The sequence below is a fragment of the Cupriavidus sp. OV096 genome (assembly GCF_900115455.1).
Lineage (GTDB): Bacteria > Pseudomonadota > Gammaproteobacteria > Burkholderiales > Burkholderiaceae > Cupriavidus.
Window position 1 is genome coordinate 99,741 of sequence record NZ_FOWM01000002.1, and the last position, 13,921, is coordinate 113,661.

The following is a 13,921-nucleotide window of genomic DNA, read 5'->3' on the forward strand; positions in this document are numbered from 1 at the left end:
CTTGGGAGCGCCGGATCAGAACTTGTACGTCGCCGCCAGGAAGAAGATGATCGGATTCGGTTCGAGCTTCGTCTTCGAGGTGGACAGCGTGGTGCCGTCAGACGCCTTGATGGTCATCGTCGAGGTGCTCTTCAGCGGGATGTAGGTCACCGCCGCCGTCACGCCCCAGTGCTCGTTGAAGTTGTAGGTGCCGCCGACGTTGAACACCGGCGCCCACGACGACGAGGCATCGGCATGGACCGAAGTCGGCCCCGGGATACCGGCGCCGGCCGCCAGCACCGCGCCGAGGTTGTTGTTGACCGACTCCGCGAAGGCCGGATTCACGCGGATATCGGTGAAGAAGTTGTACGACACGCCCACCCCCAGGAACGGCCGGAAGCGCGTGCCCGGCTCCAGGAAGTGATACTGGACCATCGCGGCAGGGCTCCACTGGCGGGCGCGCGTGATGATCGGGTTCAGCGACGGATCGCCCAGGCTCTGCCGCCCCAGTGCGCCGGCGGGCCCCGGCGGGATCAGCTCGCCGTGGCCGTACAGCTTGAACTCGGGCGGAATGCCACCCACGGCCGTCACGGCGATATTGTCCGTGACGAAGTGGCTGAAGGTCAGCCCCAGCGTATCGGCATTCGACGTCGACAGGCCGCTGCCCGGCGCCGTGAACGTGGAGGGCAGGCCGAGCGGGTAGTTGATCGGCACGTCCACCACGCTGGTGGTCAGCGGCGGGCTCGTGCCGTGGGTCTGGATATGGAACCAGCCCGCCGAGACGACGTTGTCCCCGGCTTTCTGGGCGTGGGCGGTCGGCATGCCGGCGCACGCGGCCAGCGTGGCGATGGTGGCGAGGCGGGCGAACAGGCGGTGCAGGGTCATGTTGTGTCTCCTGTCCGTTATTCGACAAACGCGCCGACGGTGAAGTAGGGCGAGCCGTTGCGGTCCTCGACGAAGCCGAACACGCCGCGTGGGCCGGTGAACATGAACTTGCCCTTGGGGCCGCTGGCGCCGACGTCCTTGCGAGTGGTGGTGACCACGCCGGGCACCGTCTGCGAGAAGTCGAGCTTCATCGCCGTGGCCAGCGTGGCGTCCGAGGCGCGGAATGGGTCGAGCATGGCCGCGTCGCCATCGACCAGTGCCGTCACGCGGTACTCGAAGTTGCTGTCCACCCCCACGTACTCGGCGTTGTAGGTGCCCTGCGGCGCGGAGACCGCCTGCGCCATCATGCCGATGCCGATCTCGTCATCGGCGCCCACCGGCAACTGGGTGAAGTCGTCGTTGGCAAAGCCCACCCGGATCATGATCGGCACGAGGTGCCCGGCCAGCTTGCCGACGATCAGGTAGGCGCGGCCCAGCACGGCGCCCAGCGTCGGCGGCAGTTCGCCCTCGTAGCGCGTGGAGAGCAGGGTGCCGTTGTCCTGCGGCACGAACTTGTCGCCGCGCTGCTTGCAGGTGCCACCGGCCTTGTTGTCGCACACCGTGAACGAGCCATCGGCCGCCAGCGCCATGCGGTAGTCCTGCGCCACCATCTGGAACTTCTTCGATGGCACCTCATGGAAGCCCGAGCCGTTGTAGCTTCCGGCAATCTTGGTCAGGTCGGTCTCGGTCTGCGCGAAGCCGATGAACTGGAAGAACGGGAAGGTGGTATCCGGCACCGAGCCCGCGCCGGCGATGCCGTTGAACTGGATGCGCGCGCCCGGGATGGTGCCGCCCATCACGCCCTGCCCGATGAACAGCCGCGCCGGCCGGGCCGGGTCGAGGCTGGCGCCGAGCAGCTGGAACGCGCACTGGTTGAGCTTCTCCGTCGGCAGACCGGTTTCCTTGGCCAGCGTGCCGGTCATCACGTTCTTGCCGCCGGTGGGGTCGGAGCGGGTCGGCTTGATGGTGCCCGTGTTGCGCGGCACCGATGAATCGAGGAAGGTGACAGCCCAGGTGCGCTGGGTGGTATCGATCTGCACCTTGACCAGTTCGCCCGAACCCGTGCCGCCGATGTAGGGCGTGGAATAGTCGATGGCGCTCGGGCACAGCCGCACCGGCGCGGCGGCCGGCGTGGCGGTGCCACCGCCGCTGTCCCCGCCGCCACCGCAGGCGGCGAGCAGGGCGGTGGCGCCGAGTACCAGCGCGAGCCGGCCCAGCCACGGTTGGCGACGGGGGACGGGGAGCGAGTCAGGAAGCGGGGAGGGCAGTTGGGGCATGAGGCGTCTCCTTGGTCTTTCTTATGGTGTGGGGTGCGGAATCAGCGGCTGGCCAGCGCGCTCACGCGGAACGTGGGGCTCGCGGCGGTGCCGAACAGGTGCGCGTAGACCGGGCCGGTGGTGATCAGCTTGCCGGTGACGCCGCTGTTGTCGGTGGTGGCCACTACGCCGGGCTGGGTGGCCTGCGTGAAGTCCATCTGGAAGCCGCCCACCGGCTTGAGCGACGAGTCCTGCGGATCGATCAGCGCGACGAGGTTGTCGTGGACGATCGACGAGAGGTACTTGAAGTCGCTGCCCGAGCCGATGTAGCTGCCCTGCATCGCCGCCTGCGTGGTGGCGGTGGTGGGCGAGAGCAGCGCCAGGCCCGATTCGTCATCCACGCTGAGGATGTTCGCCGCCAGGTCGATGCGGGCATAGCCGACGCGGATCAGCAGCGGCACCTGCGCGCCGTCGAGCTTGCCGACCACCAGCACGCCCTTGGCGAGACTGTTGGGGTCCTGCAGGAAGGCCTTGTCGAAGAAATGCGGGTAGGGCTGGGTGCTATTGGCGTTGTCGCTGTCGAACGCGCCGTCGGTGCCCCCGCGCAGCTTCCACGGCTGGCCCGTGGTCACGCAGTTGCCGCTCGATGCGTGACAGGTGCCATCGGCATTGAGCGTCTCCACGGTCTGCGCCGTGGCAGGCAGGAAGTAGCCGGCCGGGGACAGCTCGCCACCGGACGGCACGAGGTGGTAGCCGAGCACGTTGTAGGTGCCGGCCACCTTGGCGAAGTCGGTCTCGGTCTGGGCGAAGGCCAGCACCGGGTACATCGGGAAGGTGGTCTTCGGGATCGCGCCGATGCCGAAGATGCCGGCGTACTCGATCGTCGCCCCCGGAATGCCGCCGCCCGCCACGCCGTTGCCGACGAAGATGATCGGCGGGTTGGCCGGGTCGATCAGCGCCTGGGAGACGCCGTCGGAGGCCGTGGCCGTCTTCAGCTCGTAGGCGCACTGGTTCTGCGCCGGGGTGGGCAGCGGGCGCGTGGGATGCGCCATCGTGCCGGTCAGCGTCACGCCGCCGCGCGTCGGGTAGATGTCGTTGGTGGCCTTCGGCACGGCCGATTCGAGGATCTGGATGCGGTAGGTGCCCTGCGTGGAGTCGAACTGCATCTTCACGAGTTCGCCAGCGCCGGAGCCGCCCGTGTAGGTGGTGTTGTAGTCGAGCGTGTCCGGGCACAGCGCGGCCACGGGCTGGTTCTGCGTGGGGCCGGTGGCGGGGCAGCTGTTGGTGGCGCCGCACTGCTGGGCGGCGGCGGGCGCGGCGGTGCCCGGGTCATCGCCCCCGCCGCCGCAAGCGGCCAGCGTGAGCGTCAGGCTTACCCCAGCCAGGGTGGCGGCGAAGCTAAGGGCGCTGTTAGGGGCGCGATGTGGCGCGGGCCGAAGGTGCAGCTCGGACATGACTTGTCTCCATGTTGTTATGACCGGCGGTCCGCTTGTTGCGGATCTCTCGCGGTGGGTCGGACTCTCGCGTCTGGCGCGTTTGAGCGTCAATAGAGCGCTCGTTCCAAACACCGGTGGCCGGTCTGTCAGCGTTGCCGTGCAAGCGCGGGGGCCCAGCGTTCAAACCGTGTGCGGAGGCCCCTGCGTCCACATTCAAACGCCCGGCGTACGCACTCGCGCGGCGGTCAGAACTTGTACTCGCTGTTGGCGGGGTCGAACGTGGCGGCGTCGAAGGTCTTCTTCACCGCGCGCTCGAACACGATCTTCTCGACCATGTTGCCGTCCGCATCCCACGCGGTTTCCACGCGCGGCCACGGGTGCTTGAGATCCAGCATCAGCTGCACCTTCTTGGCGTAGTACTTGGGCGCGCCCTCGGGGAGGTCCCAGGTCAGCGCCACCATGCGCACGCCCTGTTCGCGCACGATCTCGGCCCGGTTGTACTTTTCGGAGAGGCCGGCGGCGCGCAGCGAGCGCGCGTCGCGTTCGAGCATCGACAGCACGAACTGGAAGCCCAAGTCGCGGACCGTATGGTTCGACTGAGACTTGGCGAGCGTGCCATCGAGCGAGATCCACATCGACGTGAAGCCCATGATGCCGCCCAGGTGGCCGTACATCTCGTCCTTGCGGCGGGTCTCGTCATAGAGAATTTCCTGCCCGGACTGCACGCCGTTGGGCAGCCACTTGGCGTAGAGCTGGCGCGGCTGGTGGCGGTAGCGGATCATCATCCGCGCCGGGGTGTCCTGCCACTGGCCATTGAGGCGCTCCTGGCGGGTCATCCAGTATTCGTATTCGGGATAGCGGCTCATCTCGGCGCGCGCCCACATCAGCAGGGTCTCGGGCTGCAGGGCGTCGAAGGTGGCCAGTAGCTGCGCATCGGGCAGCGCGGCCAGCTCGCCGCTGGCAACCTGCTTCGAGAACAGCGCCGACTGCTGGGCGGCCGGGATGCCGTCATAGGGCGTGGCGGCGCGCGTACCCGGTGCTGCGGCGGGGGCGCTCATGGTTGGGGCGGCCGGCGGCGCGGTCTGGGCGCGGGCCAGCGGCAGGCCAACGTGTTGCGTGGCCAGCAGGCCGATGACGGCGCCGATGGCGGCGACCAGATGTAATGGCTTCATCGCGTGTCTCTTGTCTGTTGTTGTGCAAGGCGTGGGCAAATGGCGGGCAGCAGGGCGCCCGTGCGGGGCGCGCAGGGCGTCACGCCTCGCGGTGGCGTGGCGAAAAGAATCGATCTCGAATCAGGGCAATCCCGGCGCGACGCGGGTCGTCGCGCGCTCGGTGCCAGGGCGGCGGTCCCGATGGAGACCGCCGCGCACGGCTAGTTTCTGGAGCGGGTGCGCATCCAGTCGTCGAGCGGATTGCTGGGGAAAGCGGGACACATCTCGCGGCGTACCGCCAGGCTGGCGGTGGCCGCGCGCGTGGCCCCTTCGTTGCGTACCGTGCGCGTGCCGCGTCGGGCACGGTTCACGGCGGCGGCCGTGGCAACGGCGGCCTGGTGGGCCTCGTCCTCCACGGTGGCGGCCAGGGCCGCCATATGTGCCTGCTCATCGGCCTGCTGAGCATCGCCGATGTCGAACACGTCCTGCAGCGCGCCCAGCTCCTGCGTCTCGGGCGAGGGCGCCTTGAGGGCTGCCACCACCATCGACGTCAGCTGGGCCAGCACGTGCGCATCGCTCATGCTCTTGCCCTGCGTGAACGCCGGCATCAGGTTGCCGAGTTCGTCGCCGGCCAGCACGCCGGCCAGCGCCTTGAGCGCGAAATGCAGGCGCCAGCCGAGTTCCTGGCGTGGCACGTCCGGCAGCGCCCGGGCGAAGGCTTCGAAGAAGCGCCCGAACACCGGAGCGTAGTGCCCCATCAGGTAGGACTGGATGAATGGCGAGGTGTCCGAGTACACCCGCCCGAGCAGGCGCAGGAAGGACGGACCGCCGATCTCGGGCTGGCGTGCCATCTGCAGCGCGGGCACGAACAGCGCGCCCATCACGTGTTCGCAGCGGATGGCGTGGCCGGGCCAGCGGGCCTCGCAGGCATCGAGGAGCGCCAGTCGCCGCGTGTTGAGTGGATCCAGCCGGCGGCCGAGCACCGCCTGCATCATCATTTCCTTGCTGCGGAAGTGGTAGTTGACGGCTGCGAGATTGACGATCGCCCGCGACGTGACTTGCCGCAGGGAGGTCGCTTCGTAGCCCACTTCGATGAACAGCTTCTCGGTCGCATCCAGGATCCGCGCCTTGGTATCGCCTGCCGTGCTTTTGCCGGTCTTCATGGGGTGTCTCTCGCAAAATTACTGCTGTGGACCCCTGCAAATATCCACTACCACTGTGGCTCCGTTGCTCTGTCGGCGTACGGATGCTTGAAACGGTTGTACGAAGCCTACTTCACCGCCTCGACTGTTTCACAAGTGCAATTTTCGAAGAGTTCCTCTAGACCGCGAGTACCGATCCGCCAGGCAGAAAACCTACGCGAATCCGTAGGGTCGCCACAGTCGCCGGGCCTCCGCCATGCCTTGTGATGCCAAGCCTGGCGGCGGTTTGCCTCCGCTGCGCGATCCCCAACCCAACGCTACCGCCCCCCCGAGCGGGCCGCCGCCGATCCCATCACGCCGTGATGCGAGCTGCTAGCGACATACCATTTTGCGCCGTCAATGCGAAAACTGACAACTGGGGATTCGCCCCGATGCTCGTAGGAAACACTGACCCGTCGCACACAGACAAATTGGACAAATGGTGATGCCGGCCCTGGCTATCGACCACGCCGTGCGCCGGGTCGTCGCTCATCGCGCAGCCGCCCATCAGGTGGGCGGTGAACAGCAGGGCACGGAACGGCTTCAGGGGCAGGGTCTGGATGGCGTCGCGCGCCTGCGGCCAGCTGGTGTACCAGGCGGCGTCCAGATGGGCGGGACGCACCTTTTTGGCGCCAGCGGCGAACTGGGCCTCGGCCATGCTCAGCCAGGCGCGGCGCACGCCGTCCCAGACGTAGTCGCTCAGCGCGTAGTCCAGCACCGGGCTGCCGTCGTCGGCCACGCGCACCCGGCCGCCGGGGCTATCCGGCACGAAGCCGTCGCGCAACAGCGCCAGCATGGCGTTGGTGTGCGGCAACGCGGCCATCTCGCGGCGCAGCGCATCGCCAAAATTGTTGAGCACGCCAGCGCTGATGCCGGGGAACATCGGCGGGACCTCCAGCTTGTAGCCCATCGGGCCGGTGGCGCCATTGCGCCACTGAAATTCGTCCGAGGCGATGGATTGGGGCGCCCCATAGTACGGTTCGATAAGCTCCGGCATTTCCGCAATGCTCAAATTCACCGGATGAATAAACGTGCGACGACCGACAAGATCGTGCGGATCCGGCACCCCCGAACGCAGCAGTAGCGCCGGCGAGTTGATGGCCCCGCCCGCCACCACCACATGGCGTGCCCGCACGGTCAGCGTCACGCCGGTCGGCGTATAGCCGTCGAAGCCGAGGGCCTCGCCCGTCAGCCCGTGCACGGCCTTGCCGTCATGGTCGAGCTTGCGTACCCGCACGCGGTGGATCAGCGTGGCGCCGTGGGCGAGCGCGTTAGGAATCGTCGACACCAGCATCGACTGCTTGGCGTTGACCGGGCAGCCGAAGCCGCAATAGCCGGAGTTCCAGCACCCCTTCACATTGCGCGGAATCACGTGCGATTCCCAGCCGAGCTGGTCGCAGCCCCGCTTGAGCACCGCGTTGTTCGGATTCGGTGCCATCGCCCATGGCGCCATGCCGAGCCGGGCCTCGATGCGCGCGAACCACGGCGCCATCTCGGCCTCGCTGTGGCCCGTCACCGCGTGTTCGCTGGCCCAGTGCGCCAGCGTCCGGGACGGCGTGCGGAAGCTGGACGACCAGTTGACCGTGGTGCTGCCGCCCACCGAGCGTCCCTGCAGCACGGCGATCGCACCGTCCGACGTCGCCCGGGCGGCCGCCTCCTGGTAGAGATCGCGATAGGCGCGCGCCTCGTCCATGTCCCGGAAGCTGTTCGAGGTATGCAGCCCGCCTTCCTCGAGCAGCAGCACCCGCAGGCCCGCTTCGCTGAGGATTTCGGCGGCCATGCCGCCGCCCGCACCGGTGCCGATGATGGCCACGTCAGTGTCGAGCGTGCGCGGCGCGGTGAATGTGGCGGCGTCCAGCACCTTCCAGCCGGACGCGATGCCGGCGCTGTAAATATCGTCGATGGCCATGAGCGGGAGCCTTAGCTGTGGAGGGCGCGATAGACCGCGGGATTCGGGCCGGGATAGCCGCTCGCAGCCCAGGTGCCCGGCAGCACGAAGTAGGCGACGCTGGCCAGCTTGACCAGCACCACGCCGCCCGCGTTGAGCGTCTCGAAACGGCTGGCGCGCCAGCGCGCGAGGAAGGCGCGCACCGCATCGGGCGTGGCCTGCTCCCACGGCGACCGAACGCCCGCCACGGCCCAGCGCAGCGGCGTGCTGGCCAGCAGGTCAAGCAGCTTGCGTAGTTCCCCGCGCCCGTTCTGATCCATCGCGGCGATGGTTCCGTCGATGTTCCTTACGGCGGCGGCCAGCCGCGTCTCGTGCGTGGCGGCGTCCACCGTGGCCAGATCGCTGGCGATGGCGGGCAGCAGGGCGCGAAACAGGGTCACATCGGCCGGGCGCAGGAACGCCATGCCGGCCTCCGGCGCATCGGCGGGCGTGCAGCCGGTCAGCCCCGGGAACAGCGCCGAGCAGGCGATGGCCGCCGAGAAGCCGGCGCCAACCTTCAGGAATGCGCGACGCGCGGGTCGTTGGGGTGGGGCGAGGGAAGCTGGTCGGGGCATGCGGTGTCTCCGTTTTTGTTCTTGGGATGACGGCGTTGCGATTCTGCCTAAGCGCCCGAGAATAATTTCGACTTCCACTTCGGTTTCAAACGCGCGGCTGACAACCGTACCCACTGCTGCGCCCATCGCCGTGCCGTCGTTTTATGTGACGGCTACGACACTGGAAATCCCCCAAAAATAGAGCAATCCTTCAAGCCATCGGATTGACCGGCCCCGGAAGCGCTACCTATGATGACATCGACCAATGTCACAATAAACGGTGTCGCTAACGAACCGCCGCCAGCCGGCGCCGCCAGCGCACCCACCGGAACGCCCTCTATGAACGCACCCGTGGACCTGCCGGCCGGTCTTGGCACCGAAGTCACCTGCGACATCGCCATCATCGGCAGCGGCTTTGCCGGGCTGGGCATGGCCATCCGCCTCAAGCAGTCTGGCGAAGACGATTTCCTGATCTTCGAGCAGGCCGAGGCGGTGGGCGGCACCTGGCGCGACAACCACTACCCCGGCTGTGCCTGCGATGTGCAATCGCACCTCTATTCGTTCTCGTTCGCGCCGAACCCGGACTGGTCGCGCATGTTCTCGACCCAGCCGGAAATCCGCGCCTACCTGGAACACTGCACGGACCGCTTCGGCCTGCGCCCTCACCTGCGCCTTGGGCATTCGCTCCAGCAGGCCACCTGGGACGCCCCGGCAGGCTGCTGGCGCCTGCGCATGGCCGATGGCCGGCGCGTGCGGGCGCGGGTGCTGGTGTCGGGGATGGGCGGCCTGAGCCGGCCATCGATCCCCAATATTCCCGGCCTCGATACCTTTGCGGGCGCGATGTTCCACTCGCAGCAGTGGCGCCATGACACGCCGCTGGCCGGCAAGCGCGTTGCCGTGATCGGCACCGGTGCCAGCGCGATCCAGTTCGTGCCGCAGATCGCGCCGCTCGTCGATCAGCTCGACCTCTACCAGCGCACCCCGCCGTGGATCATGCCGAAGCCGGACCGGCCGGTCTCCGCCACCGAGCGCTGGCTGTTCCGTCACCTGCCGTTCACGCAGGCGCTGGCGCGCACGGGGATCTACTGGATGCTCGAATCGCGCGTGCTCGGCTTCGTGCTCCATCCGAAGCTGATGAAGGCGGTGGAGCGCATCGCGCGCCGCCATCTCCGGCGGCAGGTGCCGGACCCGACCCTGCGCGCCACGCTGACGCCGGACTACACCATCGGCTGCAAGCGCGTGCTGATTTCGAACGATTACTACCCGGCGCTGATGCGGCCCAACGTGGACGTGGTGACCACCGGCATCGACCACGTCGAGGCAGACGCCATCGTCATGCGCGACGGCACGCGCCGCCCGGCGGACTGCATCATCCTCGGCACCGGCTTCCACGCCACGGACCCGCTGCCGCGCGGCGTGATCGTCGGCCGCGACGGCGAAGACCTGCTCGATGCCTGGCGCGATGGCGCGCAGGCCTACCTCGGCACCACCGTGGCCGGCTTCCCGAACCTGTTCCTGATCGTCGGCCCAAACACCGGCCTGGGCCACAGCTCGATGGTGTTCATGATCGAGTCGCAGGTGAACTACGTGCTGGACGCGCTGCGCCACATGCGCCAGGCCCGCCTCCAGGCCGTGGACGTGCGCCCGCCCGTGCAGGCCGCCTTCAACCGCAACGTCCAGCAGAAGCTCGGCCACGCCATCTGGAGCGCCGGCGGCTGCGCCAGCTGGTACATCGACCCACGCAACGGCAAGAACACCACGCTGTGGCCGGGCTTCACCTGGCAGTTCCGCCGCGCCACGCAGGCTTTCCAACCGGCCGATTACGAGCGATGGCCGGCACGGCAGCCGACTGGCATGCCGCAGCCCGAGGACGCCGACGCGATCCGCGTCTAGCCCCACACGCCAAATAAAAGAGGAGACCCGCATGAAGGTGTTTCGAAACAAGGTGGCCGCCATCACCGGCGCCGGTTCGGGCATGGGCCGATGCCTGGCGATCCAGCTCGCGCAGGAGGGCTGCCACGTGGCGATTTCCGATTGCAACGAGGCGGGGCTGGCGGAAACCGCTGCGCAGGTCGCGCGCCATGCGCCGGGTGTGACGATAACGGCGCACCTCGTCGATGTGGCGGACCGCGCCGCCGTCCACGCCTGGGCAGACGACGTGGCCGCCGCGCATGGCCGTGTCAACCTGATCTTCAACAACGCCGGCGTGGCGCTGTCCAGCACCGTGGACGGCATGCAGTACGACGATCTCGACTGGATCATCGGCATCAACTTCTGGGGCGTGGTCCATGGCACGAAGGCCTTCCTGCCGCATCTCAAGGCCAGCGGCGAGGGCCACATCGTCAACACCTCGAGCGTGTTCGGCCTCTTCGCGCAGCCCGGCATGGGCGCGTACAACGCCAGCAAGTACGCGGTGCGCGGCTTCACGGAGTCGCTGCGGCAGGAACTCGACCTGATGGACTGCGGCGTCTCGGCCACCACGGTGCACCCGGGCGGCATCAAGACCAATATCGCGCGCGACAGCCGCGTCTCGCCGAGCGTGAACGGCCTGCTTGTGCGCGATGCCCAGCAGGGCCGTGAAGAGTTCGAGAAGTTCTTCATCACCACGCCCGAGAAGGCCGCCGGCATCATCCTGGACGGCGTGCGCGCCAACAAGCGGCGCGTGCTGGTGGGGCCCGATGCGTACGCGGCAGACGCCATGGCGCGCCTGCTGCCGGCGGCGTACCAGTCGCTGGTGGTGCGCGAGACGCGCCGCAAGCGCAAGACGCTGATGCCGGACGGCACGCCGGCGGCGGCCAGCGAAGGAGAGCGCGCATGACCCGCGCCGCGTTGCCGCGGGAAGCCGCGCTGCAGGCGCCGCCGGGCGCGTTCACGCGCTGGTTCGGGCAGGGGCGGGTGGGCTTCTTCAGCCTGTCCCGCGCTACGCTGGCGCGCCGCTACGCGCTGCCGGCCTCGCGCTGGGTGCAGGTGATGGGCGCGCTGGTCCACTACACCGAGGAGGGCGTGCCCGAGGGCGAGCCGCTGGTGCTGATCCATGGTTTCGGCGCGTCCCTGCACACCTGGGAAGGGCTGATGCCCGCGCTGCGCCAGCGCTACCGCGTGCTGCGGCTCGACATCGCCCCGTTCGGCCTGACCGGACCGCTGCGCGACGCACGCGGCCGCGTGGTGACGATGGACATCCACGTCTACCGCGACTTCATCGACGCCTTCCTGGCCGCCGTGCAGGTCTCGCGCGCCACGCTGATCGGCAACTCGCTGGGCGGGCTGATCGCCTGGGACCTGGCCGTGCGCCGCCCCTCGCTGGTCAACCGGCTGGTGCTGATCGATGCGGCCGGTTTCCCGATGCAACTCCCTATCTATATAGATCTGTTCCGCCACGCGCTGGTGCGCTGGTCGGCGCCGCGCCTGCTGCCCGAGTGGATCATCCGGGCGGCCACGCGCGATGTGTACGGCGATGCCTCGCGCGTGCCCGAGGCCACCTTCCGGCGCTATGTCGATTTCTTCTACGCCGAGGGCAGCCGCGAGGCCATCGGCCGGATGGTGCCGAAGCTCGATTTCGCCGACCTCGCCACCGACCTGCTGGCCGGCGTGCGCGCGCCGACGCTGGTGCTGTGGGGCGACCGCGACCGCTGGATTCCGCCCGCGCACGCCGACGCCTTCCTGGCGCGGCTGCCCAACGCCACCCTGCGCCGCTACGCCGGCCTGGGCCATATCCCGATGGAGGAAGACCCGCACCGCGTGGCGACCGACCTCCTGCCGTTCCTGGACGCCGCCGGCGCAGGCCGTCCGCTTTCGATCAAGGAGCTCACATCATGATGCCAGTCCGTCGCGACGTGCATCCGCACCTCCCGCCAGCCCGCATCAGCGACTGGCACGAGCGCGGCCCCCACGTCACCCACTTCATCAACGCGCTGTCGATCTTCTTCCCGGCCGGCGAGCGCTTCTTCATGGACAGCGTGCGCCACTACCGCGACCAGCTCACCGACCCGGAGCTGAAGCGCGCCGTGGCCGGCTTCATTGGCCAGGAGGCGATGCACACGCGCGAGCACATCCTCTATAACCGGCTGCTCGACGACGCGGGCCTGCCGGCGAGCCAGCTCGACAACTTCGTATCAAAACTGTTGAATTTGCTGCGCAAGATCCTGCCGCACTCGTGGCAGCTCGCGCACACCATCGCGCTGGAGCACTACACGGCGATGCTGGCCGGCGGCATGCTGTCCGACCCGCGCCACATGGGCCGTTCGGAGCCGGGCTACCGGCAGGTGTGGACCTGGCACGCGCTCGAGGAAACCGAGCACAAGGCCGTGGCCTATGACGTCTGGAACGCCGTGATGAAGCCCGGCCCGTACCGCTACCTGCTGCGCGCGTTCACCATGCTGACCACCACGGTCACGTTCTGGGCGCTGGTCTTCGTCTTCCACGTGCGGCTGGTGATGGCGGACAAGACCTGCCGCCACAAGCTGCCCGGCTTCGGCAAGGTCGTCAACTTCCTCTGGGGCGCGCCGGGTGTGCTGCGCAAGATGATCCCGGAATGGTTCGACTACTTCCGGCCGGGCTTCCATCCGTGGGACGAGGACAACCGGGCCGAACTGAACCGGATCGGGCCGCTGATCGAGGAGATCGAGCAGACCGCGCTGCAGGCCGGGGCCAGCACGCGCGCGCCGTCGATCCGCAGCGCGGCCTAGCTGCGGGGCTCGGCGGGAGGTTCCGAGGGAGGCGCGGCGGGATCGTGCAGGTGTTCAAGGATCGCGGCGACGCGGTCCCCGAGGTACTTGTTGGCCGAGATTTCCAGCGCACGCATCATCTCGGTCTCCACGGCCACCATCGCCAGCGGGCGGATGCGCCAGAGGATGTCCACCAGCCGGGGCACCTCGGCCGGCGGCGGCAGCTGGCCTTCGCCAAAGCGGTCCAGCTCGCGCACGACCATGCCGACGATGCGGTCGGACACGGCCTGGAAGTGGCTGCGGGAATGCTCGATGATGTCCAGCACGTCTTCCAGCCCGAAGCCGGCCCGGGCGATCTCCGCGCCGGCCATCAGCGCGCGCGGGCTGCGCGCGAGGTAGCCGAAGCCGTCCGGCTCCAGCAGCCCCAGCGCGATGGCCTTGGCCAGCGCCGGGCGCGACACCGCACGGCCGAACAGCCGGGCCAGTGCGAGGTAGGAATAATGGCGCGGCGCCTCGCTGTTCCACGGGCTGCTGATGGCCGTCTCCAGCCCGAGGATGGAGCGCAGGTCGTGGCCTTCGACGATGGCCTTGAGCAGCTCCATGATGTTGGCGAGCGTGTAGCCGCGCGCCAGCAGGTGATGGATCAGGCGAAGGCGCCCGAGATGGGTTGGCGTGTAGATGCCGACCCGGCCACGCCGCTCGGGCGGATCGATCAGGCCGCGATCCTGGTACGAGCGGATATTGCGCACCGTGGTGCCGGCCGCGCGCGCCAGTTCGTCGATCGTGTATTCGGGATGCGGCGGCTTGGCGCCGCGCGGTTCGGTGGCCATGGGGGAAAATTCTAACCGA

Annotated in this window: 12 protein-coding genes; 4 read left to right on the forward strand and 8 right to left on the reverse strand. The window is 68.5% G+C overall.

The annotated features are described in order from the left end of the window. Window positions 1-15: 15 nt before the first annotated feature. The 7 genes from BM115_RS04435 to BM115_RS04465 all read right to left on the reverse strand — a co-directional run bounded on the left by BM115_RS04435 (window position 16) and on the right by BM115_RS04465 (window position 8,429). Entirely contained in the window at window positions 16-801 is a 786-nt protein-coding gene (locus BM115_RS04435) for an OmpW/AlkL family protein (RefSeq protein ID WP_255370723.1), read from the reverse strand. Window positions 802-881: 80 nt separating this feature from the next. Next, window positions 882-2,180, reverse strand: coding sequence for a DUF2957 domain-containing protein (locus BM115_RS04440; RefSeq protein ID WP_092291064.1), 1,299 nt, complete (start codon window positions 2,178-2,180; stop codon window positions 882-884). 41 nt (window positions 2,181-2,221) lie between these two features. Next, a complete protein-coding gene (locus BM115_RS04445) occupies window positions 2,222-3,613 on the reverse strand; it encodes a DUF2957 domain-containing protein (protein WP_092291066.1) in 1,392 nt (463 codons plus the stop codon). A 227-nt stretch (window positions 3,614-3,840) separates the two neighbouring features. After that, window positions 3,841-4,767: a DUF1571 domain-containing protein gene (locus tag BM115_RS04450; protein WP_092291068.1), complete on the reverse strand. Its 927-nt coding sequence runs from the start codon at window positions 4,765-4,767 to the stop codon at window positions 3,841-3,843. Window positions 4,768-4,967: 200 nt separating this feature from the next. Then, window positions 4,968-5,909: a TetR/AcrR family transcriptional regulator gene (locus BM115_RS04455; RefSeq protein ID WP_092291070.1), complete on the reverse strand. Its 942-nt coding sequence runs from the start codon at window positions 5,907-5,909 to the stop codon at window positions 4,968-4,970. 331 nt (window positions 5,910-6,240) lie between these two features. After that, complete coding sequence (locus BM115_RS04460) at window positions 6,241-7,836, reverse strand: GMC family oxidoreductase (RefSeq protein ID WP_092291072.1); 1,596 nt, start codon at window positions 7,834-7,836, stop codon at window positions 6,241-6,243. 11 nt (window positions 7,837-7,847) lie between these two features. Further along, window positions 7,848-8,429 carry a hypothetical protein gene (locus tag BM115_RS04465; RefSeq protein ID WP_092291074.1) on the reverse strand — a complete coding sequence of 194 codons (582 nt, stop codon included), beginning with the start codon at window positions 8,427-8,429 and terminating at the stop codon, window positions 7,848-7,850. 318 nt (window positions 8,430-8,747) lie between these two features. On the opposite strand from BM115_RS04465, the gene BM115_RS04470 reads away from it, so the two are divergent. Genes BM115_RS04470 through BM115_RS04485 form a run of 4 tightly spaced genes read left to right on the forward strand, consistent with a single transcriptional unit; the run spans window position 8,748 to window position 13,093 of the window. Then, window positions 8,748-10,301, forward strand: coding sequence for a flavin-containing monooxygenase (locus BM115_RS04470; RefSeq protein WP_092291076.1), 1,554 nt, complete (start codon window positions 8,748-8,750; stop codon window positions 10,299-10,301). Between the two features lie 31 nt (window positions 10,302-10,332). Further along, window positions 10,333-11,226: an SDR family NAD(P)-dependent oxidoreductase gene (locus tag BM115_RS04475; protein ID WP_092291078.1), complete on the forward strand. Its 894-nt coding sequence runs from the start codon at window positions 10,333-10,335 to the stop codon at window positions 11,224-11,226. Next, the gene (locus BM115_RS04480; RefSeq protein WP_092291080.1) at window positions 11,223-12,224 is read left to right on the forward strand and encodes an alpha/beta fold hydrolase; all 1,002 of its coding nucleotides are present in this window, start codon (window positions 11,223-11,225) and stop codon (window positions 12,222-12,224) included. Before BM115_RS04475 ends, BM115_RS04480 begins: the two co-directional genes overlap by 4 nt. Next, the gene (locus BM115_RS04485) at window positions 12,221-13,093 is read left to right on the forward strand and encodes a metal-dependent hydrolase (RefSeq protein WP_092291082.1); all 873 of its coding nucleotides are present in this window, start codon (window positions 12,221-12,223) and stop codon (window positions 13,091-13,093) included. The genes BM115_RS04480 and BM115_RS04485 overlap by 4 nt, the downstream gene beginning before the upstream one ends. Here BM115_RS04485 and BM115_RS04490 read toward each other — a convergent pair. Then, window positions 13,090-13,902 carry a MerR family transcriptional regulator gene (locus tag BM115_RS04490; protein WP_092291084.1) on the reverse strand — a complete coding sequence of 271 codons (813 nt, stop codon included), beginning with the start codon at window positions 13,900-13,902 and terminating at the stop codon, window positions 13,090-13,092. The genes BM115_RS04485 and BM115_RS04490 overlap by 4 nt on opposite strands. Between the last annotated feature and the right edge of the window lie 19 nt (window positions 13,903-13,921).

Bases quoted from the DNA above. Each gene is read 5' to 3' on its own strand.
- BM115_RS04480 (WP_092291080.1), top strand. From the start codon at position 11,223: ATGACCCGCGCCGCGTTGCCGCGGGAAGCCGCGCTGCAGGCGCCGCCG.
- BM115_RS04445 (WP_092291066.1), bottom strand. From the start codon at position 3,613: ATGTCCGAGCTGCACCTTCGGCCCGCGCCACATCGCGCCCCTAACAGC.
- BM115_RS04465 (WP_092291074.1), bottom strand. From the start codon at position 8,429: ATGCCCCGACCAGCTTCCCTCGCCCCACCCCAACGACCCGCGCGTCGC.
- BM115_RS04460 (WP_092291072.1), bottom strand. From the start codon at position 7,836: ATGGCCATCGACGATATTTACAGCGCCGGCATCGCGTCCGGCTGGAAG.
- BM115_RS04435 (WP_255370723.1), bottom strand. From the start codon at position 801: ATGCCGACCGCCCACGCCCAGAAAGCCGGGGACAACGTCGTCTCGGCG.
- BM115_RS04475 (WP_092291078.1), top strand. From the start codon at position 10,333: ATGAAGGTGTTTCGAAACAAGGTGGCCGCCATCACCGGCGCCGGTTCG.
- BM115_RS04470 (WP_092291076.1), top strand. From the start codon at position 8,748: ATGAACGCACCCGTGGACCTGCCGGCCGGTCTTGGCACCGAAGTCACC.
- BM115_RS04490 (WP_092291084.1), bottom strand. From the start codon at position 13,902: ATGGCCACCGAACCGCGCGGCGCCAAGCCGCCGCATCCCGAATACACG.
- BM115_RS04485 (WP_092291082.1), top strand. From the start codon at position 12,221: ATGATGCCAGTCCGTCGCGACGTGCATCCGCACCTCCCGCCAGCCCGC.
- BM115_RS04450 (WP_092291068.1), bottom strand. From the start codon at position 4,767: ATGAAGCCATTACATCTGGTCGCCGCCATCGGCGCCGTCATCGGCCTG.
- BM115_RS04455 (WP_092291070.1), bottom strand. From the start codon at position 5,909: ATGAAGACCGGCAAAAGCACGGCAGGCGATACCAAGGCGCGGATCCTG.
- BM115_RS04440 (WP_092291064.1), bottom strand. From the start codon at position 2,180: ATGCCCCAACTGCCCTCCCCGCTTCCTGACTCGCTCCCCGTCCCCCGT.